Annotated in this window: 30 protein-coding genes and 1 pseudogene; 9 read left to right on the top strand and 22 right to left on the bottom strand. The window is 49.3% G+C overall.

The annotated features are described in order from the left end of the window. Window positions 1-9 precede the first annotated feature (9 nt). Window positions 10-174, top strand: coding sequence for a hypothetical protein (locus MTP41_RS10410; protein ID WP_249235477.1), 165 nt, complete (start codon window positions 10-12; stop codon window positions 172-174). 3 nt (window positions 175-177) lie between these two features. Then, window positions 178-1,059, top strand: coding sequence for an aldose epimerase family protein (locus MTP41_RS10405; protein ID WP_120120846.1), 882 nt, complete (start codon window positions 178-180; stop codon window positions 1,057-1,059). Between the two features lie 58 nt (window positions 1,060-1,117). Here MTP41_RS10405 and MTP41_RS10400 read toward each other — a convergent pair whose 3' ends face one another. The 13 genes and pseudogenes from MTP41_RS10400 to MTP41_RS10340 all read right to left on the bottom strand — a co-directional run bounded on the left by MTP41_RS10400 (window position 1,118) and on the right by MTP41_RS10340 (window position 10,110). After that, window positions 1,118-1,633, bottom strand: coding sequence for a hypothetical protein (locus tag MTP41_RS10400; RefSeq protein ID WP_249235476.1), 516 nt, complete (start codon window positions 1,631-1,633; stop codon window positions 1,118-1,120). Between the two features lie 144 nt (window positions 1,634-1,777). Continuing rightward, entirely contained in the window at window positions 1,778-2,089 is a 312-nt protein-coding gene (locus MTP41_RS10395; RefSeq protein ID WP_442900297.1) for a hypothetical protein, read from the bottom strand. 88 nt (window positions 2,090-2,177) lie between these two features. Then, window positions 2,178-3,371 (bottom strand): annotated as a pseudogene (locus MTP41_RS10390) (tyrosine-type recombinase/integrase). A gap of 79 nt (window positions 3,372-3,450) precedes the next feature. Next, window positions 3,451-3,654, bottom strand: coding sequence for an excisionase (locus tag MTP41_RS10385; protein ID WP_009905235.1), 204 nt, complete (start codon window positions 3,652-3,654; stop codon window positions 3,451-3,453). 420 nt (window positions 3,655-4,074) lie between these two features. Then, window positions 4,075-4,332, bottom strand: a complete 258-nt coding sequence (locus MTP41_RS10380; RefSeq protein ID WP_009905237.1) for a helix-turn-helix domain-containing protein — start codon at window positions 4,330-4,332, stop codon at window positions 4,075-4,077. Next, window positions 4,313-4,753 (bottom strand): RNA polymerase sigma factor, encoded by a 441-nt coding sequence (locus MTP41_RS10375; protein ID WP_018112814.1) that lies wholly within the window; start codon window positions 4,751-4,753, stop codon window positions 4,313-4,315. Before MTP41_RS10375 ends, MTP41_RS10380 begins: the two co-directional genes overlap by 20 nt. Window positions 4,754-5,295: 542 nt before the next feature. Then, on the bottom strand, window positions 5,296-5,553 hold the full coding sequence (locus MTP41_RS10370; RefSeq protein ID WP_022621582.1) for a hypothetical protein: 258 nt from the start codon (window positions 5,551-5,553) through the stop codon (window positions 5,296-5,298). A 58-nt stretch (window positions 5,554-5,611) separates the two neighbouring features. Beyond that, window positions 5,612-5,788, bottom strand: a complete 177-nt coding sequence (locus MTP41_RS10365) for a hypothetical protein (protein WP_166460160.1) — start codon at window positions 5,786-5,788, stop codon at window positions 5,612-5,614. 61 nt (window positions 5,789-5,849) lie between these two features. Beyond that, window positions 5,850-6,623, bottom strand: coding sequence for an ABC transporter permease (locus tag MTP41_RS10360; protein WP_016728876.1), 774 nt, complete (start codon window positions 6,621-6,623; stop codon window positions 5,850-5,852). A gap of 5 nt (window positions 6,624-6,628) precedes the next feature. Then, window positions 6,629-7,438 carry an ABC transporter permease gene (locus MTP41_RS10355; protein ID WP_069432110.1) on the bottom strand — a complete coding sequence of 270 codons (810 nt, stop codon included), beginning with the start codon at window positions 7,436-7,438 and terminating at the stop codon, window positions 6,629-6,631. Continuing rightward, on the bottom strand, window positions 7,431-8,357 hold the full coding sequence (locus MTP41_RS10350; protein WP_016728878.1) for an ABC transporter ATP-binding protein: 927 nt from the start codon (window positions 8,355-8,357) through the stop codon (window positions 7,431-7,433). The genes MTP41_RS10355 and MTP41_RS10350 overlap by 8 nt, the downstream gene beginning before the upstream one ends. A gap of 136 nt (window positions 8,358-8,493) precedes the next feature. Next, entirely contained in the window at window positions 8,494-9,411 is a 918-nt protein-coding gene (locus MTP41_RS10345; protein ID WP_069432109.1) for a sensor histidine kinase, read from the bottom strand. 6 nt (window positions 9,412-9,417) lie between these two features. Further along, window positions 9,418-10,110, bottom strand: coding sequence for a response regulator transcription factor (locus MTP41_RS10340; RefSeq protein WP_021360404.1), 693 nt, complete (start codon window positions 10,108-10,110; stop codon window positions 9,418-9,420). 342 nt (window positions 10,111-10,452) lie between these two features. On the opposite strand from MTP41_RS10340, the gene MTP41_RS10330 reads away from it, so the two are divergent. From MTP41_RS10330 to MTP41_RS10320, 3 genes are all read left to right on the top strand, one after another. Beyond that, window positions 10,453-10,806, top strand: a complete 354-nt coding sequence (locus MTP41_RS10330) for a helix-turn-helix domain-containing protein (RefSeq protein WP_016728880.1) — start codon at window positions 10,453-10,455, stop codon at window positions 10,804-10,806. A 248-nt stretch (window positions 10,807-11,054) separates the two neighbouring features. After that, entirely contained in the window at window positions 11,055-11,384 is a 330-nt protein-coding gene (locus MTP41_RS10325) for a plasmid mobilization protein (protein ID WP_009905253.1), read from the top strand. After that, window positions 11,345-12,691: a relaxase/mobilization nuclease domain-containing protein gene (locus MTP41_RS10320; RefSeq protein WP_249235475.1), complete on the top strand. Its 1,347-nt coding sequence runs from the start codon at window positions 11,345-11,347 to the stop codon at window positions 12,689-12,691. Before MTP41_RS10325 ends, MTP41_RS10320 begins: the two co-directional genes overlap by 40 nt. Window positions 12,692-12,932: 241 nt before the next feature. Here the strand turns inward: MTP41_RS10320 and MTP41_RS10315 are convergent, their stop codons facing one another. The 8 genes from MTP41_RS10315 to MTP41_RS10280 all read right to left on the bottom strand — a co-directional run bounded on the left by MTP41_RS10315 (window position 12,933) and on the right by MTP41_RS10280 (window position 18,904). Continuing rightward, window positions 12,933-13,751 carry an ABC transporter permease gene (locus MTP41_RS10315; protein WP_249235474.1) on the bottom strand — a complete coding sequence of 273 codons (819 nt, stop codon included), beginning with the start codon at window positions 13,749-13,751 and terminating at the stop codon, window positions 12,933-12,935. Beyond that, entirely contained in the window at window positions 13,748-14,638 is an 891-nt protein-coding gene (locus MTP41_RS10310; RefSeq protein WP_442900368.1) for an ABC transporter permease, read from the bottom strand. The genes MTP41_RS10315 and MTP41_RS10310 overlap by 4 nt, the downstream gene beginning before the upstream one ends. Continuing rightward, entirely contained in the window at window positions 14,616-14,921 is a 306-nt protein-coding gene (locus MTP41_RS10305) for a conjugal transfer protein TraG (protein ID WP_249236578.1), read from the bottom strand. Before MTP41_RS10305 ends, MTP41_RS10310 begins: the two co-directional genes overlap by 23 nt. After that, complete coding sequence (locus MTP41_RS10300; protein ID WP_178043359.1) at window positions 14,918-15,400, bottom strand: PcfB family protein; 483 nt, start codon at window positions 15,398-15,400, stop codon at window positions 14,918-14,920. Before MTP41_RS10300 ends, MTP41_RS10305 begins: the two co-directional genes overlap by 4 nt. A 99-nt stretch (window positions 15,401-15,499) precedes the next feature. Further along, window positions 15,500-15,850: a DUF7768 domain-containing protein gene (locus tag MTP41_RS10295; protein ID WP_178043360.1), complete on the bottom strand. Its 351-nt coding sequence runs from the start codon at window positions 15,848-15,850 to the stop codon at window positions 15,500-15,502. A gap of 177 nt (window positions 15,851-16,027) precedes the next feature. Beyond that, entirely contained in the window at window positions 16,028-16,933 is a 906-nt protein-coding gene (locus MTP41_RS10290) for a DUF6017 domain-containing protein (protein ID WP_178043361.1), read from the bottom strand. Window positions 16,934-17,038: 105 nt separating this feature from the next. After that, window positions 17,039-18,466, bottom strand: coding sequence for a 23S rRNA (uracil(1939)-C(5))-methyltransferase RlmD (gene rlmD / locus MTP41_RS10285; protein ID WP_249235473.1), 1,428 nt, complete (start codon window positions 18,464-18,466; stop codon window positions 17,039-17,041). Window positions 18,467-18,481: 15 nt separating this feature from the next. Further along, window positions 18,482-18,904 (bottom strand): BlaI/MecI/CopY family transcriptional regulator, encoded by a 423-nt coding sequence (locus tag MTP41_RS10280; protein ID WP_249235472.1) that lies wholly within the window; start codon window positions 18,902-18,904, stop codon window positions 18,482-18,484. A gap of 331 nt (window positions 18,905-19,235) precedes the next feature. Between MTP41_RS10280 and serC the strand changes: the two genes are divergently transcribed. The 4 genes from serC (at window position 19,236) to MTP41_RS10260 (ending at window position 24,522) form a co-directional block, all read left to right on the top strand. Then, window positions 19,236-20,318 carry a 3-phosphoserine/phosphohydroxythreonine transaminase gene (gene serC / locus MTP41_RS10275; protein WP_118528761.1) on the top strand — a complete coding sequence of 361 codons (1,083 nt, stop codon included), beginning with the start codon at window positions 19,236-19,238 and terminating at the stop codon, window positions 20,316-20,318. 15 nt (window positions 20,319-20,333) lie between these two features. Further along, a complete protein-coding gene (locus tag MTP41_RS10270) occupies window positions 20,334-21,494 on the top strand; it encodes a phosphoglycerate dehydrogenase (protein WP_249235471.1) in 1,161 nt (386 codons plus the stop codon). 499 nt (window positions 21,495-21,993) lie between these two features. After that, window positions 21,994-22,275, top strand: coding sequence for a DUF6110 family protein (locus tag MTP41_RS10265; RefSeq protein ID WP_249235470.1), 282 nt, complete (start codon window positions 21,994-21,996; stop codon window positions 22,273-22,275). Window positions 22,276-22,419: 144 nt separating this feature from the next. Beyond that, entirely contained in the window at window positions 22,420-24,522 is a 2,103-nt protein-coding gene (locus tag MTP41_RS10260; protein WP_249235469.1) for a heavy metal translocating P-type ATPase, read from the top strand. A 57-nt stretch (window positions 24,523-24,579) separates the two neighbouring features. On the opposite strand, the gene MTP41_RS10255 is transcribed toward MTP41_RS10260, so the two are convergent. Then, window positions 24,580-26,058, bottom strand: a complete 1,479-nt coding sequence (locus tag MTP41_RS10255; protein WP_249235468.1) for a UDP-N-acetylmuramoyl-L-alanyl-D-glutamate--2,6-diaminopimelate ligase — start codon at window positions 26,056-26,058, stop codon at window positions 24,580-24,582. Between the last annotated feature and the right edge of the window lie 5 nt (window positions 26,059-26,063).

The following is a 26,063-nucleotide window of genomic DNA, read 5'->3' as shown; positions in this document are numbered from 1 at the left end:
AGTGTTTTTATGGCTATGACCACTCGCATGATGATCTATGCGTTTCTGCTTTACGGCGGCATTTTTGCCGCTATCGTGGCCGTTATTGCAAGGATCATAAAATATCTCATCCGCTATGGCATTGATTATTATTTTGAAAAACTGGCACAGAACCAGAAACATAAGGAGGACTGAACTATGAATCAGATCACCACCCGTTATGTCACCGAAAACGGTGCCTGCTATGAGCAGTACGTTATCACCGATGCTGAGGCAAAGACCGAACTGGTCATCACCCCGGAGCGCGGCGGCATGATCACCGGCTTCTCCCTGAACGGCGAGGAGTATATCTGGACCCGCCACCCCAATTTTTCCGAGTGCAACCGCCCCCGCTTCGGCGTGCCGGTGCTGTTCCCCAACTGCGGCCTGCCGGATAACGGCGTGCACATCTTTGACGGCAAGGCATACCCCATGGAGAACCACGGCTTTGCCGACCTGTGCGCATGGGATGTGGAAAGCGTCGGCCCGGACGGCGTGACCCTGATTTTGGAGTCCACCCCGCTGACCAAATTCCTCTATCCCTTCGATTTCACCGTGCTGATGAACTATAACCTCGAGGGCAACACTGCCGCCATCAACATGACCGTGATCAACGAGGGCGACACCAACATGCCCTTCAGCTTTGGCTTCCACCCCTACTTCAAGGCTTCCAAGCTGGAGAATGTGGACTTCGATATCAAGTGCGCCACCTGTTCCGAGAGCGCCAAGGGCGAGCAGCCCGCTGCCCCGGAAAAGATCACCCTCACCCGCAAGGAAGGTGCTGACAACAGCGTGCGCCTGCTGACCGGCGTGCAGTTCCCCATGACCCTCACCGACAGCGGCAACGGCCACAAGGTGACTGTGGATGCCGACGACAGCTTCGACCACGCTGTGCTGTGGCAGCAGGATGCCGAGAGCTTTGTGTGCATGGAGCCCTGGAACGGCTGGGCCAACAGCGTCAATGAGGAAGGCAAGCACGAAGTGCTGGAGCCGGACGAGGCCATGACCGCTGATTGGAGCATCACCATCGAGAAGGTTTAAGCTTCATATCCTATAACAAAAAGGACACACCGTTGTGGTGTGTCCTTTTTGTTATAATTCAGTTCTTTGCCGGAATCATAAAGCTCTTATTTTCCGCCGGGTCCCAATAAAGCAGTTCCACCCTGCCGCCCTGTGCCAGCAGTTTTTCCTTTGGCTCCTGCTTTTGCCAGCAGCGTTCCAGCAGCTTTTCCATGTCGGCATCGGCAGACACCTTCTCCGGGCAGAGGGCACTGCCCTGCCACCTGCCGTCGGCATACAGGCTCAGCGCACCGGCATTGCCCGCCAGAATGGCTGCAATGTCCTTCTTCATGCGGTCGTAGTCGTACTCCACGGCCTTGTACTGCCCATGCCACAGGCCGAAGAAGAGCGAGAACTCGCCGCACATCTCAATGAGCAAATTCTCACCATTGTGCGGGTTCTTGACCACAAAAGCCACATCCCCGTTTTCCATGTAGTCGAAGTCCGGCTCCTCATTCGTGTGCACGGTCACATGCTGGCTGCTCAGCGCCGCAAGCAGATCCTCCTGCACGGCACTGGTATCCGGGATCTCATCATAATTGATATTTGCGTTCATGGGATGCTCCTTTTCTCTGTGCTATTTGTGTTGTTATTTTTCACCAGACTGCACAGGTCTTCTTATTTTCCTTCATATTGCTGGATCATTTTTATACGCTGTGTAACAGAATACATAAAACGGTTCACCCTACTTCACATTAGATCAATGCTTTTTGAATCTAACCATCGAACACACGACCTCAACATGCTTATCATTGTCCAAACTTAATTCCATATTTTCCCCAATGATTGGTAGCTTGAATTTGATTGATTTAAGCCACTGTCCATTGGGCTGGCGCTCCGGAAAGATTTGTATTTCTGAAATCAGCGCTTCTATAAATCTTCTTCGTTCTACGTCATTCATCACCCCGTATAGTTTTTCAAAATAAATCACAAAGTAATTTTTGACTATCTTTTCAAAAGTTCTTATATGCCGGTATAGCCTATTGTTACAGGCTTTTCCGGCATTTTTCATTGTGGAAGATACTCTCAAATCTTCTTATATCCCCGTATGTTTTTGTGTTCAAAAGTAGTATGTGGAGTAGTAAATTCTCCATTTACTACTATGCAATCAGCCGCTTCATTTCGGTTATTGACGTTTCGGAAGTTGTGTGTGCGTAATAGTTCAGCGTCATATTGATGTTGGAATGTCCCATGATGTATTGCAATGCTTTAGGGTTCATTCCCGCATTTGCTAACGTGGTGCAGAATGTGTGGCGTAAGGTGTGCGGTGTCATTACCTTTGGCAATGCGACCTTTTGCGTTTTGTTGTATTTCCTTACAAGCCCCCGGAACATACTTTCATAGTTGACTGCCACTTTTGGCAAGCCGTTCCGGTTAAGGAACAGAAATTTTGTGTAGCCCTCTAAAATAACAGGCTGTACATATTTCCGTTTATTTAGCACCCGTTGAAATGCTTCCAACACTTTTTCACTCATAGGAATAACCCGGTTGCCGCTTTTCGTCTTAGGCGTTTCCACATAGTAGCCCACATCTGCAATCTTCAAAAGTTGGTGGTCTACATTGATAAGCTGTTTGTCTAAGTCAATGTCAGCTTCCGTCAGTCCGCAGAGTTCCGAAATGCGAAGCCCTGTCCCTAACAGTATGATAATCTCGTCGTAGTATTTCTGATAGACTTTATCATGCTGTACAAAGGACAGAAAAGCCGCTTCCTGCGTAGGGGATAGAGGTTCCTTTGGTTCCGTATCATCTTCAAGGACTGTGTTCAACTGGAAGTCAAATGGATTTTTACGAATACAATCGTCCTGTATGGCTGTGTAAAAGGCAGCCTTTAAGGAACGCTTGTGGTTGTTGATAGTCTTGAAGCCGTAACCTTTTTCTTTCATGCGTAACGCCCATTCCTTTGCGTCGGAGAGCTTCACATTTTCAATCCGGCAGGCTCCAAGTTTATCCTCCTGCAAAATCCGCATGAGCTGTTTTCACCCCTGCTTTGTACCATGCCGCACATTTGCCCGGTGGCGTATCTGCTTTGCGTAGAGTTGGCAGACCGTCATTTTCTTTCCGATATGGTCGATACCGTCGTCAAGGTCTTTTTGGATTTCTTTCTCTTTTTCCCTCAACGCTATATCGTCGCGCTTTCCTGCCGGGGTTTTGTCCGTAGGCACTAACTTCCAAGAATAAACAAACTGCGGTTTCCCAAAGGTATCTATATATTTGTAGGCATATCTCCCGTCTTTTCTCTGGCTCTCTCCGGTGCGGAGAATACGATTTTTATTATCCCGTCTTTTTTCCGACATCGTTATGCTCCTTTCCATAATGGAAAGAGCCTTGATATGCTTGACTACATTGTACCACATTCAAGGCTCGATTTCACTATTAGATTGCGTCCACCGTATCAATCATTTTTTCAAACTGCTTACGCTTAATCTGAATACGGTTTCCGTTCATCATTACCCAGTCCGGGACGGGATTTTCTTCTGCCAGTTTCCGCAGCTTGCTTTCTCCGATACGGAAATATTTTGCTGCTTCTTCTATGGTAAGAGTGTACTTTTCCCAAATCGGCACGTCGTTATTGTTCAATTTGTCGTCCCCCTTTCTTAATGGGTCAAAAATCAATCTGTAACATAGGCTTTAATCGGACGGCTATTAGCGTAACCTCATGGGACTTGCACCCCTCCGGCGGTCTGCCGAAGCCCTACCCATTGCCTGCGACGCTTCTAACGCTCGGACTATGGCTGTAAGGAAGTATCATTATGTATTCTGTGCGTTATCGCCCGCAGGCTGCTATCCCTGCTTTACGGTGTGGTATTTCTCGCTCGCTTTTCTGTTAAGAGAAAGGTCATGGCGTACCCGCCGCATGGCTCGGCACAAAAGGAACGTATCCGATTTGCCTTATGCTGCGTCGCCGTTCTATTGCGCCGCTTTCTTTATCAAAGAGCAGGGGGCTGTCTTGCGGTATGGAACGGAAAAGGGGAAAGAAGCGTTCCAATATCGCGTAGGTTATTCAGCCCGAAAAGTGAGGATAGCCCTCATCAGTCTTGCTTGCAGCCGTTCCCGAATATCCTCGTCAACGCCATAATAGACATTGCCGCGCTCGTCGTAGAGCTTCCGCATGGAAAGACTTGCTATGTAGCCGCTGAAATGCTGCAAGACCATTTTCATAGCGTCCGGGTCGCCTTTGCTCGCCGCCAAAATAACGGGATAGGGAACAAGGGCATTTTCCGGGTAGTCGTTTTGATTACCATTCGTTCCATTCATCAGCGTGTTCCTCCAAATATTTCTTTAACAGTTCAAAAGAGCTTGTCCGTCTGTACTGTATCGTGCTGCGCGACGTATTGAACATTTTTCCGATTTCCACGTCAGTCATGCCCTCGAAATAGTACAGAAGTATAGCAGTTCTCTTTTCTTCCGGCAGGGTGCGTATTGCTTCAAGCAATAACTTCGGGGTTATTTCTTTTCCTGCCATTTGATAAGTCGGCTCGGCTGTTTCAGCTTGAAAATATTTATCCGTAGTGTAAAGCTGCCGTTCCTCATGCAAGGCAAGGTCACAAAAAGAAACTTCCCGTTTCCTGCGTCGCCGGATTTCATCATGGGCGTTACAGGCTTCGTTGTGTAGCACCCGTTTACAGAAACTTTGAAAGACACATTGCTTCTGAAATTCTCTGCGATTAGGTTCCATGTAATCACCTCCTTTCTGCCGAAAGGCGGTAGTACCTCCCCTTTTCGCGGGATAATACAGACGACTTTTTTAAACGCCGGACGAAAGCGAAAATTTCTTTGAAAAATCTTCTGTAAAATGCAAAATGCGCCCATCTGCAAGGCGCAGACCGACGCATAGGAAATAACAGCAGTATTTAATTGATTTGATAGTTCATCTGTATAGTCGGACTTGTCCGGTGGGGGAGCTATACTTTTTTTAATGAATGTAACCTATGTATGCTGTATAGCAACAAAGAAATCCCCATAGCGGCAGCCCTCCTAAATGCCGCTAATTTATGTTAGCAGTAGACAAAAAGAAGCGGCGGCTCTAAAAATTAAAGCCACCGCTTCAAATGCGCGTGAAAATATGTCTGCGCTACGACGGCTTTTTTTCTTTTGCTGTCGTAGCGTAGAATTAGGAAGTGTGCATAAAAGACACTATTTTTTCAGTAGTGAGGAATCCAAATTACCAAAACTTGTTACTCCACACCGAATAAAACCTACCATATCAAGCTATTTGAATCAGAGTTCAATTCTTGCTTTTGATGGTTTATCTTCACAATAGATAACTTTAATCGTTGTTCCCTTGTCAGGAATTTTGTTTCCTGCGCCAATCCATTTTTGGCAGGTGTAATCTTTGACGCCTATCGTGTATTTGACCTTGATAATATGTGGAAAAGCTGCACCATCCATAGCATGGGTACGGACAGGTTTACGATTTACTTTTAACCACCATTGTTTTGTAACTGAAATTACAGTTCCTGTTGTTTCCTTTTCCATAAGTTATACCTCCGATGTTAATTTAGAATGAGTAATTTTCTATTTAGATAGCTACATATTAAAGCAAACTGCCCTTTAATCCTTTTTTGAAAACCAATACAGCCCTTTCGGTTCCCCAAAATGACATTGTGACAAGGCGATAGCTTTCCTTTTCCATTTCCTCTATTTTGGCATTGATTTTCACTGTCGCATTTTCAATAGTAATTTCTTCTAATAATTCTGTCCTATACATCATATCTTTACCTCCATAATTATTAAATAGATGATACATATTTTCGGTTCAATCTTTTTGGTATTTACCAACCTTTTTTTCTAACTGCTTTTTTCTTCTTACCAACAGTCAATGTACCGGGTTCTTTCTTTTTATTTGCAAGAATAATCATAGAAATCAAGAAAGTCAAAACTATTGTAATGAAAGCGGGGAAAATGTGATAAGTATAACCATATTCCGCACCACAAGTAGGGTCTACTAAAATCATGCTTGCTTTAATCGGATAATAATTTAACAGTGTTCCTTCAAAAGTTCCAAAATATCCATACACAAAAGCTAGTGCAACTCCACCCAAAAAATTATTTGCCGAACAACAGAATATCAGAATAATCGGCAAGACTGAAATATAAATTCCTATATTCGCCCCAGTAACACGAATAAACATATTGAGTAGATTGCCAAAATGAACTCCCGGAAATCCGACAATAATATTGATTACTAATGCTATCACACAACCTATAAGACTAAAGCTGATTGTCAACAGCAATAGAATAAGTAATTTTCCAGAAAGTAACTGTTTATATGGAATAGGAATTGTTAATATATTCTTCATAGTATCGTCTGTATATTCCCTTGTTATGATATAACCTGCAATCAGTGCAATAATAATCGGAAAAAATAAGGTACAATTACTAATCATAACCTGTTGCATAAAATAGTCAAACGTCCATGTCGGTCCACCGTTGGCTGTGGAATAAAACAGTGACAGCAACGGAGAAAGTGTTGTCATAATAATTCCGGCTTTTATTACAGAATATCGTTTTAATTTTAAAAATTCAGTTTTTATTATATTTCTCATATCTTTTACCTCGTCCATTTTTTATAAAAGCGAATTATCAGCCACAAAGAAAGTACAACTGTAATTGCCATAATAAAAATTGTATGGAAAGTAGTTGGTACAATCGCATAGGCTTCCGGCAAAAGATTATCTTTTTGCAAATTATCCATCATTAAGCCGCTTGTCCAGTTCATAACACATATAACCGGAAAAGAATTTAAGAAAGCAATTTTGGCAGCACTTATAGATGTCCCAATCGTTCCCAGTATGCCCCAGTTAAAAATGGAATAAAAAAAAGCAAGCAGGATAGAAAGTAAAAAACTTTTGTTAAAGTAAATAATTAAAAATACAATCGGTAAAGAAGCTGCTACGATAAGAACTCCAAAAATAAGGCTCATAAATATCTTATAAGTCATACCGTAAACCATTCCTACATGAAACAATTTACAAAACAACGCAACAGACAATGTGCTTATCAGACAAAATGCAACGCTGAAAATAAAGAGCATAGAAATTTTTGCCATAATGAGTTGTGTATTTGTAACTGGAATTGTTCTAAGGTTTTTGGAAGTATCACAATCTCTTTCTATAAAAAACAAAATAGCGGCAATGATACCAATTAGACATGGAAGCAAAAAAACTAAACCATATCCCAACATCATTGTATAGACATAATCAAATCGGGTTTGAAGATAGTGTTCTGTTGTATCTGCACCAGTTCCCGCCTTTGCCATATATGCCAAAATCAACGGAAAAAATAACGACAATGACATCAGTGCATACAACAGTCTTTTTCGCTTTAATTTCCAAAATTCGCACTTAATCAGTTTAAGCAATTCCTTCGCCTCCTGTCACACGCTTGAAGTAATCTTCAAGACTTTCTTCACAAGTATGGGCTTCTGATACCTCCAATCCATTTTCTACAAAAGCAGTCACGATTTTTCCTACGGACAAATCAAGATTATGCAAGCGTAAATTGTGGTCGTCCTGTATAGAGAAATGACTCTCATGGAAAGTACGCTCTAAAATTCTTGCTGCCTGTGCGGTATCAGAAAGAGTAAATCGGATATGTTTGCTGCTTTTTTGTTCCAGTTCCGCAAGACTTTCTTCTTCCAATAGTGCGCCATGGTCGATAATTCCAATATCATCTGCTAGCAAAGAAATCTCCGAAAGGATATGACTGGAAATTAAAATTGTTTTTCCCTTTGTATCGCAAAGCTCGCGAATAAAAGAACGTACTTCTGCAATTCCAATCGGGTCAAGCCCATTGATAGGTTCATCTAAAATCAGAAGTTCAGGGTCGTGCATAACTGCAAGTGCAATCGCAAGCCGTTGTTTCATACCAAGAGAATACTGGGAAAACAGTTTTTTGTCTTTATAAGGCAATCCTACCAAATCCAATGTGTTTTTAATTGAATGACGGTTGGGTATGCCCCGTAAGGTAGCAAAAATTTGTAAGTTTTCCGTAGCAGTCAAATTAGGGTAAAAACCGGGTGACTCAATCAGACTACCGATACGGGGCAACAATTTCTTTTCATTCCCCTGCAAAGACTTTCCCCATATTTTAACTTCGCCGGAAGTTGGCTTTGTCAATCCAAGTAGCATTTTCATAGTGGTCGTTTTTCCGGCTCCGTTTCTTCCAAGCAGTCCGTAAATTCTCCCTTTCTGCACATGAATATTTAAGTCAGCGACACTCTTTTGTGAGCCGTACTGTTTGGTAAGATTTTTTGTTTCAATGATATAATTTTTGTCCATATTCAAACCTCCTGTTCTGTAAACTATTCTATCATACCAACCTTGCATTAACCTTGCCGCAACCTTGCATTAACCTTGCAATTTGAAATATTGTCCCAAAAATAATTAAGGCTCCCGTCAAAAGAACGGGAGAACCTTAATTTGCTAAGGGAAAAAGCAAAGTAAATTCCGTTCCTGTTCCCTGTGTGCTATTTGCTGTTATTGTGCCGTTCATTTTTTCTACAAGTTGGTGTGCGATAGAAAGCCCAAGACCGCTGCCTTTTTCAGACCGTCCCTTATCGCATTTATAGAGCCGTTCAAAAATATGCTTCAAATCTTCTTTTTCAATCCCTATTCCATTATCTGCTAATCGGATTTGCATATTTTTTTCCTGCTTTGATAGGATTATTTCTATTTTATCCGCATGACTGTGAGAAATTACATTCTGAATAAGATTGTTCAATATCCGCATATAGCCGTCCGTATCAAGTTTTACCCGGAAAGGCTGTTCGGGAATATCAATATTGTAATCTATCTGCTTATCTTCAAATATGGGTATCCAGTCAATCAAGATATTTCGTGTCAGCTCCGCAGCTTCAACAATATTTATATCCATAGCAAACTCATTAGAATTTAATTTGAACCAGTCAAAAAGAACATCAATATATTCTTTCAAATCGTGAGCTTTGCGGCGGGCTGTTTCGATATAGTCGTCCCTGTCTTTTCCTGTAACAATTCCTTTATGTGCAGCGTCAAGATACCCAATAAGCGTTGTAAGCGGTGTCCGAACATCATGGGAAAGACTTGTCATAAGCTGTCGGTTTGTTTCTTCTGTCTGCCGGACAGTAGAAAGCCTGCTCTCATAAGACACAACAATCTCATTTATTTCATAGGCAAGAGGGGCTACCAGTTCATTTGTTGCAGATAAAATACGTCTGTTTCCATTTCCGTTTTTTACATCAATCAATGCGTCTGTTATCTCGGCTATCTGTTTTTTAACACGTCGAATAGCAAAGCAGGAAACAAGAATAGAGAAAAGTGCAATTATTATGGATAGAAAAATGACTGCTTCCATAGAAAATCAAACCTCCTTGTTAAAACGATAACCGATACCTTTAATCGTTTGAATATATTTTGGACTTCCGGGATTTACCTCTAATTTCTTGCGAAGTCGGCTGATAATCGCCATAATGTTGCTGTCATCATAGAAATATTCCTCTCTCCACACTTCTTCATAAATCTGTTGCTTTGTCAGAATTTTCCCTTGATTTTTCGCGCAGTATAAGAGTAAGTCAAATTCTTTTGGAGGCAATTCAAAAGTTCCATTTTCCGTAGTAACAGAACGATTTTCAATATCAATTTTCAACCCGTCAAATTCAAGTTGCTGTGATATTCCGTCCTGTTGATTGAAACGGGTATAACGGCGTATAAGGGAAACGATACGGGCTATCAGTTCGTCCATGTCAAAAGGTTTTGTCAAATAATCATCAGCTCCTGCCCTTAAACCGCGTACTTTAGAAGCACTGTCATTTTTTGATGTAAACATCAAAATCGGCAGGCTGCTTTCTTTTCTAATTTCTTCCAATGTTTCAAATCCGTCCATACCAGGCATCATAACGTCCAGTATCACAAGTTGATATTCTCTCTCTTTTAATTTTTGTAATCCCTCTTTTCCCGTATTACAAAAATCAGCTTCTATATCTTCTGATAGCACGCTGCGTTTAATCAGCGCACAAAGTTCCTTATCATCATCTATAATCAAAACTTTATTCATGGTATAGCTCCTTTCCTTGTTTGGTTCTACCGTCAATCGGTTTTTCCGCGTCTTTTGGTATCAACCACATATACCCAAGTTTTGAAACACCCTGTATGCGTTTCTCCCTGCAAAGTATCTGTACCCGCCTTTCAGAAATTCCCCACTTCTTTGCTGCTTCGGGGCAAGACATATATTCCATAACAACACCCGTCCTTTCTGAAAATCTTATCATAATAATTATAGTCGGACACACGAACAATAGCAAGTATATAAATATGAATTATTATGGCTATTTAGTGGAACTGTATAGACATATCCAAAGAGAAAGGGGAACAGTAAAATGTAACTGGGTGAATAAATATGGCAAAAAGACCGGTAGAAAAATATGACTTCAAGGCATTTGGAGAAGCTATAAAAGCTGCGCGGACGGGGCGCAAAGAAAGCCGCAAACAGGTAAGTGATGAAATGTATATTTCTCCTCGCTATCTTGCAAATATCGAAAACAAAGGACAGCACCCCAGTCTGCAAATCTTTTTTGAGCTTATGCTTCGTTACAATATATCCGTAGACCAGTTTCTTTTAGATACGCCCACCCAAAAAGATACAAAGCGGCGGCAGCTCGACGCTCTCCTTGATGATATGAGCGATAATGGCATACGGATTGTAACGGCAACTGCAAAAGAAATTTCAGAAGTCGAAAAAGAGGACAAATAAATGTGTCCGGCAAATTGAATATGATTTAGGAAGCGTTGTAATCTTTACAGATTGCAGCGTTTTTCTTTTGCTCTTTTTTGGCATATAGAGCATTGCGTTGTAGTAACCAGTGAGGAAAAAACTTTCGTAGCAAGCATAGGAAAAGAGTACCCTTTTCCGTATTTTCTCCCTCCCGTCCTGCGGTGCGTCGGTTGAAAATTGCTTGTTGGGAAGTGTCCCAAACCCTCGGAACGGAAAGGAGTGATTGCATGAATGGACGCAAAAGAAAAGTACAAATCAAATTCTATGTAACAGAGGAAGAAAGGGCATTGATTGAACAGAAAATGAAGCTTGTCCCTACCCGGAACATGGCGGCGTATCTTCGCAAGATTGCCATTGACGGGTATATCATTCAGACAGACCATAGCGATATAAAAGCCATGACAGCAGAGATACAGAAAATCGGGGTCAACATCAATCAGATTGCAAAGCGTGTTAATGCGACAGGCAGCGTTTACCAAGAGGACATAGAGGAAATAAAGGGGGTGCTTGCAGAGATATGGCGGTTACAAAGATTAAGCCTATTAAAAGCACGTTGAGAAAAGCCCTCGACTATATCCAAAACCCGGATAAAACAGACGGGAAAATGCTTGTGTCCTCCTTTGGGTGCAGCTATGAAACGGCAGACATTGAGTTTGGATTTACGCTTGCACAAGCCATAGATAAGGGAAACAATCTCGCCCACCATTTGATACAGTCCTTTGAGCCGGGAGAAGTAGATTATGAGAAAGCCCACGAAATCGGAAAGCAGCTTGCCGACGCGGTAACAAAGGGACAGCATGAATACGTCTTAACAACCCACATAGACAAAGGGCATATCCATAACCATATCATTTTTTGTGCGGTAAATTTTGTTGACTACCATAAGTACAATTCCAATAAGCGCAGCTACTACGGCATACGGAACATGAGCGATAAGCTGTGTCGGGAAAACGGGCTGTCGGTTGTCGTTCCGGGCAAAGGCAGCAAGGGAAAAAGCTATGCGGAGTATCAAGCGGAAAAGGTCGGTACAAGTTGGAAAGGCAAGTTGAAAATTGCCGTTGATACGCTTATCCCCCAAATAGCAAGTTTTGAAGAATTGTTGCAGCGGTTACAGGCAGCGGGTTATGAGATAAAGCAGGGAAAATATATCTCCTGCCGCGCTCCCGGACAGGAACGCTTTACCCGCTTAAAAACCCTCGGTGCAGATTATACAGAGGAAGCCATAAGAGAACGGATAGAGGGCAAACGCACAAAGGCGGCGAAAACTCCCAAAGAGCAGCGCGGCGTATCGCTGCTTATTGACATTGAAAACAGTATCAAGGCACAAGAAAGCCGGGGCTATGAACAGTGGGCGAAAATCCATAATCTGAAACTGGCTGCAAAGACTATGAATTTCTTGACGGAACATAAGATTGAGCAGTACGCAGATTTAGTCAGCCGGATTGAGGAAATAAATGCGGAAAATGAAAAGACAGCAGACTCATTAAAGAGCGTGGAAAAGCGTCTTGCAGATATGGCGGTGCTGATGAAGCACGTTACCACCTACCAAAAGACAAAACCCGTCTATGAAGCATACCGCAAGGCAAAGGATAAGGACACATACCGGGCAAAGCAGGAAAGCAGTCTGATACTCCATGAAGCGGCGGCAAAGGCATTGAAAGCGGCGGGCGTTACCAAGCTCCCCAATCTTGCTGCCATGCAGGAAGAATACGGGAAGCTCCAAGCGCAGAAAGAAGCCCTTTACACTGATTATGGCAAGCTGAAAAAACAGGTCAAGGAATACGACGTTATCAAACGGAACATAGACAGCATTTTGCGGCAAGGCAAAGAGCCGGAACGGGAAAAAGGAAAGGAACGGGAATAATTATGAAAATTGTTGGTATTACACCATGTTACAGAATAACATTAGAAAATGGCAGTTATGGCGTAGAAACTTATATTAACGCAGACAGTAAAATCCAAATTACTTTTGAGGACGGAAATACACTTATCGGATATATAGAATGGAGAGTTGTATGGAGAGCATTTCCCCCTGGCCTAACTGAAATGATATATGTTCGGCCACGCTTTTCCCGGAAGTTAAAGAGATATTCAGGTCTTTGACCTCAAGCAACACGAATATCATCCTCCTTCCCAATGGCATCCCGCAGGCCCTCGCCCAGCAGGTTGAAGCCCGCGCAGCAAACGATGAGGCAGATGCCCGGATAAATCAGGAGCGCAGGGTTTGAGTAGACACTGTTTCGGGCCTCATTGAGCATCGCACCCCATTCCGGGGTTCCAGCGATCAGCCCAACGCCCAGGAAAGCAAAGCTGGACACCGACATGATCGCCGTGGCAATTCCAGTGGTGAAGTACACCACAAACTGCGGGAACACATTTGGGATTAGGTGGCGAAGTACAATGCGAAGGCCAGAAGCGCCGGAAATCCGGGCTGCCTCTATGTATTCCTTTCCGCATTCAGTTTTTGCATAAGAGCGTACCATCCGCAGAAACCACGCCAGCATAGAAATCCCGATGGCAATGATGACACTTGCCACAGAATTATCCACCGCCGACACCAATGCCATCGCAATGACGATGAGTGGAAAGGCCATAAGGATGTCGCAAAGTATCCTCATTACTTCATCCAGCAGGCCGCCTTTATAACTGGAATAGCATCCCACGAACAGAGCGAAGGCAGCCAGTATAATCAACACCGGGATGGTCAATCCCATAGAGTATCTTGCACCATACAGAAGCCTTGAAAGTTCACAGCGGCCCATCTGGTCACAGCCAAGGGGATACTCCGCAGAAGGCGGAGCGTTTTTCAGCGCAAGGTTTGTGGCATTCGGATCATTGGGAGCCAACACCGGAGCCGCCAGTGCCATAAGAATAAAAATCAGGATCAGAGCCAGTCCAATAATGATTTGCCCTTTTCGTTTCATACCGCTTTCCTCCTATATGCAGGGCAGATAGCACTCGAAAGCAGATCTGCCAGGGTGTTGAGCAGGACGAACAACACGCCGCACACCAGGATGGAGCCAGAAATCCCATAGATGTCCATACTCTCGCAGGACTCCATCAGGTAAATACCAAGTCCCTGGATGGAGAAAACGCTCTCCACCAACGCGGAGGTTCCAAAAAGCGCAGCACAGTATTGAGCGAAAAGCGTAATGGCTGCGGGGAGGGCGTTTCGCAACACCTCACCATACACGATTTTGGTATTGGAGAATCCCCTTGCTCTGGCATAGGTCACATAGTCACTTTTGAGTTCATTCAGCACTGCCGCCCGCAACACTCTGGCCGCAATGCAGATGATAGGGACCGCCATTGCCACCGATGGCAAAATCAAAGATTTGAAACTACCGTCCGAGATCACGCTGAAAATGGGGATTTGAACCGCGAAGGCGGTCAGCAGGATCAGCGCCAGCCAAAAGCTCGGCACGCAAATTCCAATGATACAGATAATCCGCATGACATTATCGAAAATCCCGCCTTTTCGTATGACAGAGATGGCGGCAATCAGTACCGTGAAGATGATGACCCAAGCCATTGCCATAACTACCAGCATACAGGTTACAGGAAGGGCATCTTTGATATTTTCGATGACCGGCTGACGGTTTGTGATTGCGGTTCCAAGGTCACCGGTCAACACGCCCTTTATGTAGTCGGTGTAGCGTTCCAGAAAGGGAGCGTCCAGTCCCAGCTCCTCTCGCACAGCCTGAATCTGCTCCTCTGTTGCAAAGACATTGACCTTGCGGACAATCATCTCTGCCGGATCGGTTCCAGTGAAAACTTGCAGGCAGAAACTAAGAGTAACAACGCCCCAAATGACAAGGATAAAATTGATGATTCTTGATCTTCGACCAGACCACCAGACGCAGCAGCACAGCCGCCGCTGCGCCCACCAGCAGGTCAAAGGGATGAAGGCTGGGAAACGGGTTTTGAAATACCAGCCCCAGCTTTGTAAATGCTGCCAGTAGCCGGTCAATCACATCGCCACCGGTAGTCAGCCGGTAGGCTTCCCCCAGCTTCGTGCAGAGCAGACCGGCAATCAGGTAGGGAAGGCTGGCTTTGAGTGCCTTTGACGGATTGATTTTTGGCAGGTTCTTCATCGCGTCACCTCCTGCTGTTTGTTGCGGGAGAGAGACTGCGCCATTTTCCGGACAACCTCCTGAAGCTGTGTAAGCTGACGGCGAACCGACGGCTTTTCCTGGGATTGGCGCTTTACCACCTTGCCGGAATATTCCGCAAAAGCGGCGGTCAGCGCATCCGCGTCCCGTGACTTGAAAAAGACCAGATAGCGGGGGGGCTGGCTTGTGGTGTCCTTTTTCAGTGCGAAATCAACACCGTATTTACGGGCAACACGCTCAAAGGACTTGATGTTACCATCTGTGATCTCGATATTGGAAACGCCTGCGCCCTGCCGGACAAGGTGCTTCACACTCTGCTTGCCCTTATAAATTTTCGGGTTCTTCTGGCTTTTTGTCATTTCTGCCAGGGCTTTTTCCAGGGCCTTTTTCAAGAGATTTGCGGTCAGCTTTCCCGCTTTAATGCTGATCGCCACAGATTTTTGTTCCAATTCTTCCTGCATGGGCTATCCTCCTTTCCGGCAGGGTGGAAATGGAAAGCAGAATACTAAGGCGGCACCACCAGTCGGTGCAGCAGGAAACGCAGCCGCCGGTGAAAGAAATCAACGGGCTTCTTCATGGCCCTGGCTCCGGATTTTCAAAATGCCGTCCAGCGTGGTGGCCGTAATGCCAAGCCGCTGCGCCACAGCAATATCGTTCTTTACGGCTTCGTCCACCTCGTCGCCGCAGACAATCAACACATGGCTGCGCCGCAGCAGCTCCCGCGCCATATCAATCCCGTCCTTGTGTTCGGCGGGGATGGAGTCATTGAGGAAGTGCGGCAGATAGAGGACGGGACAGATCGGGGTAAAACCGGCCTGATAGACCTTGCGGCAGTAGACCACCGCCTGGTCGGTGTCGGTAAATTCCTGGCCGCTCCAGGCGGCAGAAATGTAAGCAAACGGTTTCTTCATGGGGTCGCTCCTTTCTCCGGCTTCGTGCCGGGTGGCAAACCAACGGCCCCGCGTCAAGAATGAAATGAACGCGCACCGTGCGCGTTCTTGACACAGTGCCGTTCATTTGCAGATTGGTAACCAAGGGCGGGCCGGATAAGACCGGCTCGCCGCCCTCATTTGAGTATGAAAAAACAGTTACCCGCTGCCGTACATATCGTGATTGACAAGTGCGGTGTAGTAACTGTTGATGGTGGTAGGGGCATTGTAGAGGGAGGTCAGAAGGTAGGCACGAATGTTCCGCACCTTCGTCGTATTCTCATGCAGGCTGCTGATCACATACTCGATGTGGCCGGAGTCCAGCTTCAGCAGTCTGCTTTTCACAACCTCCTTTGGGTAGTCCTCGCCTCCAATGCGGATCATTTTTCGGGTGCTGCATACCGTATCTACCAGAATGTCCAGAATTTCATCCAGCAGGTCGCAGTCATAGCCCAGGTTTTTCCGGAGAATGTCATACTCAATATTCTCCTTCAAAATCTCCCGATAGGCCCGTATCGTATCCATCGCATCAGCCGCCGTAGGCGGTCTATCCTCCGAAGGCTGCGCCGCCGGATGGATAGATGGATCAGTATCGTTCCTATCAGTCTTATTCTTATCAGTATTGATTGTGTCCGATTTTCGGAAGTCAAGAGTTCCGGTTTCGGGAAGTGCAGACTTCCGGTTTTCGGAAGTCTTGACTTCCTCTTTCCGGATAAAGTTCTTGACATAGATTTTTGTGGGGCGGCCCTGGCCCTGCTTCTTGCGCTCGATCAGGCCCACCTTGTCTAACTCGGTGAACAGGGACACCGCCTTATTATGGCCACAGCACATCGCGTCCATCGTTTCTTCCAACGTGAAGTAGATGAACACGCGCTCCTGTTCGTCCAGCCAGCCGTTGCGTATGGACAGCCCCATGCGGTCTAACATCAGGCCGTACAGGATTTTCGCGTCTGCTGTTATACGCCGGAAGCCGGGGTCGGTAAACAACACCTTCGGAATCCGGTAAAAGGTATATTGTTCTGCCTCCGTTCCGTAAAAGTAATCCAATGCACCCGGCTCGGCCATGTTTTCACCCCCTTTTCTCTCAGACCGGCAAAACAAAAGGCGCTGCCCGAAAGCAACACCTTTTGAAGTGAGCGCCGTCCGAAAACGGCGTATTTATAAAATTTTTCAAATCATTTGAAAATGCTTTAATGCGTCCATAATCGCTGCCTCTTTCTCTGGCGGGCACTGCGGTACTTTCGCATCTTCCTTTTTGGATACGTTATAATTTTTTCTTTCGATGATTCCACACTTTCTTTTTATCTGAGCGATATAAAGCTGGCTTACTTTTAGTCCGTACTTGTTCAAAACATAAGCTTTGATTTCATCGTAGGTTGCTTTACTTTCCGCCGCCGTTAAATCCAACTCATCCATCTTAAGTTCTATTTCGATATGATGGTCGACTTTGAGTTTGGACAATAATACTACCGTCTCGACATGCTCACTGTGGGGGAACATATCCACCGGCGTGCTGCACTCCACCTTGTAGCCTTTCTTCGTCAGCAGCTCCAGATCCCGGGCCAGTGTGACCGGGTTGCAGCTCACATAGACCACACGTTTCGGGGCCATGCGGGCCACACTTTCGATAAACTGCGGCGTAGAACCCTCCCGCGGCGGGTCCATAAAGATCACGTCTGCGCGTTCACCAGCCGCAGCGGCTTCGCCGATCCATCGGGTGGCATCCGCGGCAAAGAAGCGGGCGTTCTTCACGCCGTTGTGCTTTGCATTGCCAATGGCATCGTGCACGGCGTCGCGGTTCACCTCCACGCCCACTACCTGCTTTGCATGATCGGCGGCGGTCAGGCCGATGGTTCCGATGCCGCAGTAGGCATCCAGCACCACTTCTTTGCCGGTGAGATGCGCCGCGTCCACTGCAAGGCCGTACAGCACTTCGGTCTGGGTATGATTGATCTGATAAAAGCTGCGTGGGCTGATGGCATAGGTCTTGCCGCAGAGGGTATCCAGAATGAATCCCTTGCCGTACAGCACCTTTTCCATATCGCCCAGCACCACGCTGGTTTTGCGGTCGTTCACGTTCTGGACAATGGTGGTGATGGCCACGCCCTGCTTTCCGGCTTCGGTCAGCAGGGCTTTGACAAAGTTCTTGGCCCCCGGCAGCACCGGCTGAGCTGTCACCAGCACCACCATCACCTGCCCGGTCATAACACCGCGCCGCAGCAGGCAGTGACGCAGAAGGCCGGTGCCCTTATCCTCATTAAAAGGCTGGTAATGGCAGGTGCCCGCTGCCGCACGCACGGCCAGCATGGTCTTATCCAGCACTTCGTCCTGCAAAAGGCAGCTTTCCACCGGCAGCACCTTGTGGCTGTTTGCCGCGTAGATGCCGGAGGTAAGTTTTCCACCCCAGCCGGTGGTAAAGGTGGAGATCACCTTGTTCCGATAGTGGTACGGCGTTTCCATGCCCCGGATATGCTCCACCGGGCCGAATCTGCCCAGCAGCTTTTTCACGGTCTCTTCTTTCTGTTTCAGCTGTGCGGCGTAGTCCATGCCCAGCATCGGGCAGCCGCCGCAGTTTTTGGCACGCAGTTTGCAATCCATCTTCCGCTCTCCTTTTTACCCATAAGGGTCATACAGATCATATTCTTCCGCTTCCAGATGCTTTTCCTCCAGCACCTTCATGGCCTGTTCCAGCTCGCTCTGGCCGCAGCCGCTTTCGCTGACCAGCGCGCGCACCGCTGCCGCAAGGTCGCCGCCAAAGAGGGTGTCCAGCCGTTCGCGCATGCTCCACACATTATAGGCGCGCTGGGTGATGGCCGGAGTGTAGGTATTGCGGTTGCCATCCTTGCCGCTTTTCACCCAACCCTTTTCTTCCAGCCGGTAAAGAAAGTTGAGCACGGTCGCCGGTGCCCAGCCCTTTGCGCGCAGCTTTGCGTCGATGTCCCGTCGGGTGACGGGCGCACGGCAGGCCCACACCGCCAGCATGACCTGCTCCTCTGCCGCCGAAAGCGGCTTTACACTGTCCGGGATGCCGTACATCCTGCTGTTCTCCCTCCTTTTGGCATCTTTTTTGCTTTTACATTTGTCTTTGTTTTATTATTATACCAATTTCTGCGCTAAAGCGCAAGAGCCGGAAACGCCGATGAAATCAGGCTTTTTCAGCTCTATTTTACACTTGTCTTTGTTTTTGTCTTTCTGTTAAGGACATTTGTGTGCTTTGTGCCTGCGCAGGGGCTTTTGCGCCGTATCTTTGTGCAAAGATGCTCTTGTTTTCATCCCTGCAAAACCGGTATACTACGGCTACAGCAATCAACAGAACGCACCGCAGAAAACCGCGGTGCTGTGCGATACAGGAAAGGGAGAGTTCATTATGGCACGAGTTTACAACTTCAGCGCAGGCCCCAGCATGCTGCCCGAGAAGGTGCTCAAGCAGGCACAGGCAGAGCTGCTCGAGTACGGCGACAGCGGTCAGAGCGTGATGGAGATGAGCCACCGCAGCAAGTGGTTCGATGCCATCATCAAGGACACCGAGGCCACCCTGCGCCGGGTAATGAACATTCCCGACAACTACAAGGTCGGTTTCTTTCAGGGCGGTGCGACCCAGCAGTTTGCCATGGTCCCGCTGAATTTCATGACCACCGGCAAAGCAGATTACCTTGTCACCGGCAATTTCTCGAACCTTGCCGCCAAGGAAGCCGCCAAATTCGGTGAGGTGAACATCGTTGCTTCCAGCAAGGATAAAAATTTCACCTACATCCCGGACGTGAACGCCATCAACTATGACAAGGATGCCAGCTACATCCACATCTGCCAGAACAACACCATCTTCGGCACTCAGTTTGTCGAGGTGCCGCAGGTGGAGGGCGTCCCTCTGGTAGCCGACATGAGCTCCATGATCCTCTCCAAGCCGGTGGATGTGACCAAGTACGGCTGCATCTACTTCGGCGTGCAGAAGAATGTAGCTCCCGCCGGCATGGCAATTGCCATCGTCCGCGACGACCTGCTGGGCCATGCCGCCGACAATGTGCCCACCATGATGAACTACACCACCCTGCTGGGCAAGGACAGCATGTACAACACGCCCCCCTGCTGGTGTATCTATATGACCGGTCTGGTGCTCAAGTATCTGGAAAACGACATCGGCGGTCTTGCCAACATGCAGAAGATCAACGAAGCCAAGGCCAAAGTGCTGTACGACTATCTGGACGGTCAGGGCTTCTTCACGAATCCTGTGGAGCACCGCTACCGCAGCACCATGAATGTCACCTTCACCAGCCCCAATGCAGATCTGGACAAGAAGTTCTGCGCCGAAGCTGCAGAAGCAGGCTTCGTGAACCTGAAGGGCCACCGTCTGGTAGGCGGTATGCGCGCTTCCATTTACAACGCAATGCCCGCCGAGGGCGTGGACAAGCTGGTGGACTTCATGGAGAAGTTCCGCAAGGCAAATGCATAAGAGGGGAATTCAGATATGTATACGATCAAAACTTTGAACGCCATCAGCCCGGTGGGTCTGGCAAAGCTGAACAACAAGCAGTTTGAGGTGGCTGTGGACACCGATGCCCCGGACGGCATCCTTGTGCGCAGCGCCGACATGCTGAATACCGCCTTCAACGACAATCTTCTGGCCATCGCCCGCGCCGGTGCCGGCGTGAACAACATCCCGTTGGACCGCTGCAGTGAGCAGGGCATCGTGGTGTTCAACACCCCCGGTGCCAACGCCAACGCTGTGGCCGAGCTGGTAATCGGTATGCTGATCGCCGGAAGCCGCAATGTGGCTGTTGCTGCCCAGTGGTGTCAGGGCCTGACCGGCGACCCCGCCATGGCAAAGACCGTGGAAAAGGGCAAGAAGCAGTTCGTGGGCAACGAGATCAAGGGCAAGACGCTGGGTGTCATCGGTCTGGGTGCCATCGGCTCCCGCGTGGCCAACTGCGCCATTGAGCTGGGCATGGAGGTCTACGGCTACGACCCCTACATCTCCATTGACGCCGCCTGGAACCTGAGCAGTCAGGTACACCACTGCGTGAACCTGAACGACATGCTACCCCTGTGCGACTACATCACCATCCATGTGCCCTACCTGCCCACCACCAGGGACACCATCAACACCCAGACCCTTGCCCTGTGCAAGGACGGCGTGAAGATCCTGAACTACGCCCGCGGCGAACTGGTGAACACCGAAGCCCTGCTGGAAGCCATGGAGACCGGCAAGGTGTCCGGCTACATGACCGACTTCCCGTCTGAGGCCATTCTGGGCAAGCCCGGCATCGTGTGCACCCCGCATCTGGGTGCTTCCACTCCGGAAGCCGAGGACAACTGCGCCGTGATGGCTGCAAAGGAGCTGAGCGACTACCTGAAGAACGGCAACATCATCCACTCGGTGAACATGCCGGAGGTCAACCAGCCCAGAGCCGGCGGCAAGCGCATCTGCATCATCCACAAAAACGAGCCGGGCATGATCAGCCAGATCACCGCCCTGACCACCGAAGCCGGCCTGAACATCGAGAACATGGTGAACAAGAGCAAAAAGAACATGGCCTACACCATGCTGGATGCTACCGGTGCTGTGGACAAAAAGCTGGCCGAAAAGCTGGCTGCCATCCCCGCCGTGGTCCGGGTGCGCATCCTGTAAAAACTGTCAAAAAATGAAAAGCATCTGCAAAAAGCATTTCTGAGCTTCAAAAAGTTTGGAAAGTTTTATTGCGGATGCTTTTATTTTAATGTGCTCGCCCTCTCCGTCTTTGCTTCGCAAATCCACCTCTCCCACGGGGAGAGCCTTTGGCAGCCAATGCGAGACTGAGAGGGCGAGGCCGTCTGACTTATGTGGTAAACTGCATTTTTACAAACTGGAAATTCTTTCTCGTCCCATCTGCCGGTTAGTTTTTATTTACAAACTGTAGTTTGTCTTGAAAAACGCGTTAGAGATAGCTTTTTCTAACTACGCATCGTAAAAAGTTTACACGTATTAACATTCAAGAAAAAGCTTGAAAATGGTAAATTCTGTGCTACAATAGGCTCGACAGAAGGGAAATGTCCACCCTGTTCTCCGGCTTTTGGGCCGGTATATTCATCTTACAGGTCCTGCGGATGCAGGGCCTCTGACAGGAAATAGAAAAGGTAGGGAAGTTACTATGGATATCAAGAAGATCGCACTGTTCGCCGCCGGCACGCTGTTCGGTTCTGCCGGTTTCAAGCTGCTGTCCAGCAAGGACGCCAAGAAGGTCTACACCCAGACCACTGCTGCCGTGCTGCGCATGAAGGACTCCACCATGGAGACCGTCAGCAAGGTTCAGGAGCAGGCCGGTGACATTCTGGCCGATGCAAAGGCCATCAACGAGGCTCGTGCTGTTGAAGCCGAGGCTGCTGTGATCGAGGATGCAGCTGCCGAGACCACCGAAGAGACCGCTGAGTAATTTTCGGTTCGTAAAGCATTGAAAGCCCCAACGTGGCTTTCGAGCCGCCTTCGGGCGGCTCTTTTTTGTGAGAGTGGGGCCGCAGGCGTGCAGGGTATAGCAGCCTGACGCTGCGGCAAAAAGATAGAGAAGGATATTTGATATATGAAATGTACCATTCTGCATGAAGGCAAAGGCCGGATGCGCGTGCATGTGGAAAAAGTCCGCATGACTTTGCACCGTGCCGATGTGCTGGAAGCTTATCTGAACCACCATGATGCCATCGTCCATGCCGCCGTTTACGAGCGCACCGGCGATGTGGTCATTACCTATACCGGCAAGCGCACCGCCGCCATTGCCATTCTGGCAGGCTATAAGTTCGATGTGGCCGAGTATGACGCTCTGGTCACCTCCGCCGACAGCCGCAGGCTGAACCGGGAATATCAGGATAAAATGTTCGATCTGGTGGCAGGCCGCTGCCTGCGCAAGCTGTTCCTGCCCGCACCCCTTGACGCTGCCTACACCGCCTTCCGCTCCTTCCGCTTTCTCTGGAAGGGTGTGCGCTGCGTGCTGAGCCGCAGGCTGGAAGTGGAGGTGCTGGACGCTTTGTCCATCGGCGTCTCGCTGCTGCGCGGCGACTTTGGCACCGCCGGTTCTGTCATGTTCCTGCTGAATCTGGGCTCTCTGCTGGAAGAGTGGACCCGCAAGAAGAGTCTGGACGATCTGGCCCGCAGCATGGCCCTGAACGTGGACAAGGTGTGGGTGCGCAGCCAAGGCACCGAAGTGCTGGTGCCTCTGACCAAAGTACGCTCCGGCGATGAGGTGGTCGTGCGCAGCGGCAATATGATCCCGCTGGACGGCACCGTGCTGGAAGGCGAAGCCATGGTGAATCAAGCTGCCCTGACCGGCGAAGCTATGCCGGTGCGCAAGGCAGAGGGGGCCACCCTCTATGCCGGCACCGTTGTGGAGGAGGGCGAGTGTGTCTTTATCGCCAAGGCCGAGGGCGGTTCCAACCGCTACGATAAGATCGTGGCCATGATCGAGGAATCCGAAAAGCTCAAGTCCAGCACCGAGAACCGTGCGCTGGTGCTGGCCGACAAGCTGGTGCCATGGTGTCTGGGCGCAACGGTGGTCACCTATCTGCTCACCCGCAACGCCACCCGCGCCATCTCCTGCCTGATGGTGGATTTCTCCTGCGCGCTCAAGCTCTCCATGCCGCTGGCCGTGCTTTCCGCCATGCGCGAGTGCGGCAGCTACCACATCACCGTCAAGGGCGGCAAGTATCTGGAAGCCCTGTCCAAGGCAGACACCATCGTGTTCGACAAGACCGGCACCCTCACCCGCGCTACCCCGCAGGTGGTGGAGGTCGTGCCCTTCTCCGGCTGCAACGAGCGCGAAGTTCTGCAGCTGGCCGCCTGTCTGGAGGAGCATTTCCCCCACTCCATGGCCAACGCCGTGGTGCGTGCCGCCAAAGAGCGCGGCATTTCCCATGAGGAGATGCACTCCGAGGTGGAATACATCGTGGCCCACGGCATTGCAAGCCGCGTGGGCGGCGAGCGCGTGGTCATCGGCAGCCACCACTTTGTCTTTGAGGATGAAAAGTGTACCATCCCCACAGCCGAGCAGCAGAAGTTCGATGCCCTCAAGCCCGCGTATTCGCACCTGTACATGGCTGCCAGCGGGCAGCTGGTGGGCGTGATCTGCATTTCCGACCCGCTGCGCCCGGAAGCCGCCGCTGTGCTGAACGGCCTGCGTGCGCTGGGCATCCGGAACACCGTCATGATGACCGGCGACAGCGAGCGCACCGCTGCCGCCATTGCAAAGCAGGTGGGCGTGGACCGCTTCTTTGCCGAGGTGCTGCCCGAGGACAAGGCAAACTTCGTCCAGCAGGCCAAGGCCGAGGGCCACACCGTGGTGATGATCGGTGACGGCATCAACGACTCCCCCGCCCTGTCCGCTGCCGACATTGGCATTGCCATCAACTCCGGTGCTGCCATCGCCCGCGAGATTGCAGACGTGACCATCAAAGCCGACAGTCTGGAGGAGCTGGTGGCCCTCAAGGCCATCGCCAACTCTCTGCAAAAGCGCGTGCACGCAAACTACCGCTTCGTGCTCACCTTCAACTCGGCCCTCATCGCACTGGGTGCTCTGGGCATCCTGCAGCCGGCCTCCTCTGCCATGCTGCATAATCTCTCCACCATCGGCATCAGCCTGAAGAGCATGACCAATCTCCTGCCGGAGAACAAGGCTCCGCAGCTGAAAGCATAATTACCGCAAAAAATAACGCCGTGTCTGAACATTCGACACGGCGTTATTTTTTATCTGTTATTCCAGCCCGATCTGCTGTGCATACTCTTCCAGCAGCTCCCGCTCCAGGAACGGGGTCTTGACACCCTCGCGGTCACGGTAGGTCTCGTGGCCCTTGCCAATGACGGCGATCAGGTCGCCCTCCTGCGCGTGATCCACTGCGTAGTGCAGCGCATCCAGACGGTCGGGGATCTCCACGAACTTTGCGTCCGGGTTGCCCTTGTTCATGCCCACGCGGATATCAGCAAGGATGTCCTCCACCTTTTCAAAGCGGTTGTTGTCCTCGGTAAGGATGGAGAAATCGGCCATTTTGGCGCAGATCTCGCCCATGCCGTAGCGGCGCAGCTTGGAGCGGTTGCCGCCGCAGCCGAACACCACCACCAGACGGTGGGGCTTGTAGGCCCGCAGAGTGGTGAGCAGGCTTTCGGTGGACACCTCGTTGTGGGCGTAGTCCAGCAGGATGGTGAACTTCTTGCTGATGGGCACCAGCTCCACGCGGCCCTTGACCACGCACTTGCCAAGGCCGTCGTGGATTGCCTGATCCGGCAGGCCCAGCACCTTGCCCACCGCCAGAGCTGCCAGCGCGTTGTACACGCTGAACTCGCCGGGCATGTTCACCTTCACATCCATCTCGTCCTTGCCGGTCACATGGAACTTCACGCCCAGAAAATCGTGGGTGCGCAGCAGTTCAAAGCCGGTCTCGCGGTAGTCCGCCTGCTCAGCGCGGCCATAGGTGACAAGGCGGCAGGTGTGGCCTTCCAGAAGTGCTTCGGTATTCTCATCGTCAATGTTCACCACGCCCACGTCGCAGCGCTTGAACAGCTGGCCCTTCCAGCTGCGGTACTCCTCAAAGGTCTTGTGCTCGCCGGGGCCGATGTGATCCGGCGAAAGGTTGGTGAACACGCCCACATTGTAGTGCACACCGGCCACGCGGTCCATCATCAGGCCCTGGCTGGAAACTTCCATCAGCGCGGTGTCGCAGCCTGCATCCAGAAATTCTCGAAAGGTCTTTTGCAGCTCGTAGCTTTCCGGGGTGGTGTTGGCAGTTTCCTTGTGGCGGCCCATATAATAAATGCCGTTGGTGCCGATCATGCCCACCTTGCGGCCTGCAGCTTCCAGCACGCTCTTGATCATGTGGGTGGTAGTGGTCTTGCCCTTGGTGCCGGTCACACCGATCATGGTCATCTTGCGGGACGGGTTGCCGAAGAGGTTCGCGCTCATCAGAGCCATGGCATAGCGGCTGCTTTCCACCTTGACCACAGTCACGCCCGGCAGGGTGGAAAGGTCGATGTCGTGCTGGATGACCAGTGCGCTGACACCCTTTGCCGCACAGTCGGCGGCAAACTCATGGCTGTCACGCTGGGTGCCCACGATGCACACGAACAAAAGGCCCGGTGCCGCCTTGCGGCTGTCGTAGATGATATCCGAGATCTCGGTGTCCAGACTGCCCTGCGCAAGGGTAAAGGGCACGCCTTCCAATAACTGTTCCAGTTTCATACTGC

The organism is Faecalibacterium sp. I4-3-84, assembly GCF_023347255.1.
Taxonomy (GTDB): Bacteria; Bacillota; Clostridia; order Oscillospirales; family Ruminococcaceae; genus Faecalibacterium; species Faecalibacterium taiwanense.
This window is presented reverse-complemented; position numbering and strand designations above follow the sequence as displayed.

Bases quoted from the DNA above. Each gene is read 5' to 3' on its own strand.
- MTP41_RS10345 (WP_069432109.1), bottom strand. From the start codon at position 9,411: ATGGAAGCAGTCATTTTTCTATCCATAATAATTGCACTTTTCTCTATT.
- MTP41_RS10265 (WP_249235470.1), top strand. From the start codon at position 21,994: ATGGATATCAAGAAGATCGCACTGTTCGCCGCCGGCACGCTGTTCGGT.
- serC (WP_118528761.1), top strand. From the start codon at position 19,236: ATGGCACGAGTTTACAACTTCAGCGCAGGCCCCAGCATGCTGCCCGAG.
- MTP41_RS10405 (WP_120120846.1), top strand. From the start codon at position 178: ATGAATCAGATCACCACCCGTTATGTCACCGAAAACGGTGCCTGCTAT.
- MTP41_RS10330 (WP_016728880.1), top strand. From the start codon at position 10,453: ATGGCAAAAAGACCGGTAGAAAAATATGACTTCAAGGCATTTGGAGAA.
- MTP41_RS10255 (WP_249235468.1), bottom strand. From the start codon at position 26,058: ATGAAACTGGAACAGTTATTGGAAGGCGTGCCCTTTACCCTTGCGCAG.
- MTP41_RS10305 (WP_249236578.1), bottom strand. From the start codon at position 14,921: ATGAAGAACCTGCCAAAAATCAATCCGTCAAAGGCACTCAAAGCCAGC.
- rlmD (WP_249235473.1), bottom strand. From the start codon at position 18,466: ATGGATTGCAAACTGCGTGCCAAAAACTGCGGCGGCTGCCCGATGCTG.
- MTP41_RS10400 (WP_249235476.1), bottom strand. From the start codon at position 1,633: ATGAACGCAAATATCAATTATGATGAGATCCCGGATACCAGTGCCGTG.
- MTP41_RS10260 (WP_249235469.1), top strand. From the start codon at position 22,420: ATGAAATGTACCATTCTGCATGAAGGCAAAGGCCGGATGCGCGTGCAT.
- MTP41_RS10370 (WP_022621582.1), bottom strand. From the start codon at position 5,553: ATGGAAAAGGAAACAACAGGAACTGTAATTTCAGTTACAAAACAATGG.
- MTP41_RS10325 (WP_009905253.1), top strand. From the start codon at position 11,055: ATGAATGGACGCAAAAGAAAAGTACAAATCAAATTCTATGTAACAGAG.
- MTP41_RS10395 (WP_442900297.1), bottom strand. From the start codon at position 2,089: ATGAAAAATGCCGGAAAAGCCTGTAACAATAGGCTATACCGGCATATA.
- MTP41_RS10340 (WP_021360404.1), bottom strand. From the start codon at position 10,110: ATGAATAAAGTTTTGATTATAGATGATGATAAGGAACTTTGTGCGCTG.
- MTP41_RS10320 (WP_249235475.1), top strand. From the start codon at position 11,345: ATGGCGGTTACAAAGATTAAGCCTATTAAAAGCACGTTGAGAAAAGCC.
- MTP41_RS10300 (WP_178043359.1), bottom strand. From the start codon at position 15,400: ATGCAGGAAGAATTGGAACAAAAATCTGTGGCGATCAGCATTAAAGCG.
- MTP41_RS10290 (WP_178043361.1), bottom strand. From the start codon at position 16,933: ATGGCCGAGCCGGGTGCATTGGATTACTTTTACGGAACGGAGGCAGAA.
- MTP41_RS10295 (WP_178043360.1), bottom strand. From the start codon at position 15,850: ATGAAGAAACCGTTTGCTTACATTTCTGCCGCCTGGAGCGGCCAGGAA.
- MTP41_RS10270 (WP_249235471.1), top strand. From the start codon at position 20,334: ATGTATACGATCAAAACTTTGAACGCCATCAGCCCGGTGGGTCTGGCA.
- MTP41_RS10380 (WP_009905237.1), bottom strand. From the start codon at position 4,332: ATGAATGGAACGAATGGTAATCAAAACGACTACCCGGAAAATGCCCTT.
- MTP41_RS10410 (WP_249235477.1), top strand. From the start codon at position 10: ATGGCTATGACCACTCGCATGATGATCTATGCGTTTCTGCTTTACGGC.
- MTP41_RS10350 (WP_016728878.1), bottom strand. From the start codon at position 8,357: ATGGACAAAAATTATATCATTGAAACAAAAAATCTTACCAAACAGTAC.
- MTP41_RS10280 (WP_249235472.1), bottom strand. From the start codon at position 18,904: ATGTACGGCATCCCGGACAGTGTAAAGCCGCTTTCGGCGGCAGAGGAG.
- MTP41_RS10360 (WP_016728876.1), bottom strand. From the start codon at position 6,623: ATGAGAAATATAATAAAAACTGAATTTTTAAAATTAAAACGATATTCT.
- MTP41_RS10315 (WP_249235474.1), bottom strand. From the start codon at position 13,751: ATGAAACGAAAAGGGCAAATCATTATTGGACTGGCTCTGATCCTGATT.
- MTP41_RS10375 (WP_018112814.1), bottom strand. From the start codon at position 4,753: ATGGAACCTAATCGCAGAGAATTTCAGAAGCAATGTGTCTTTCAAAGT.
- MTP41_RS10365 (WP_166460160.1), bottom strand. From the start codon at position 5,788: ATGATGTATAGGACAGAATTATTAGAAGAAATTACTATTGAAAATGCG.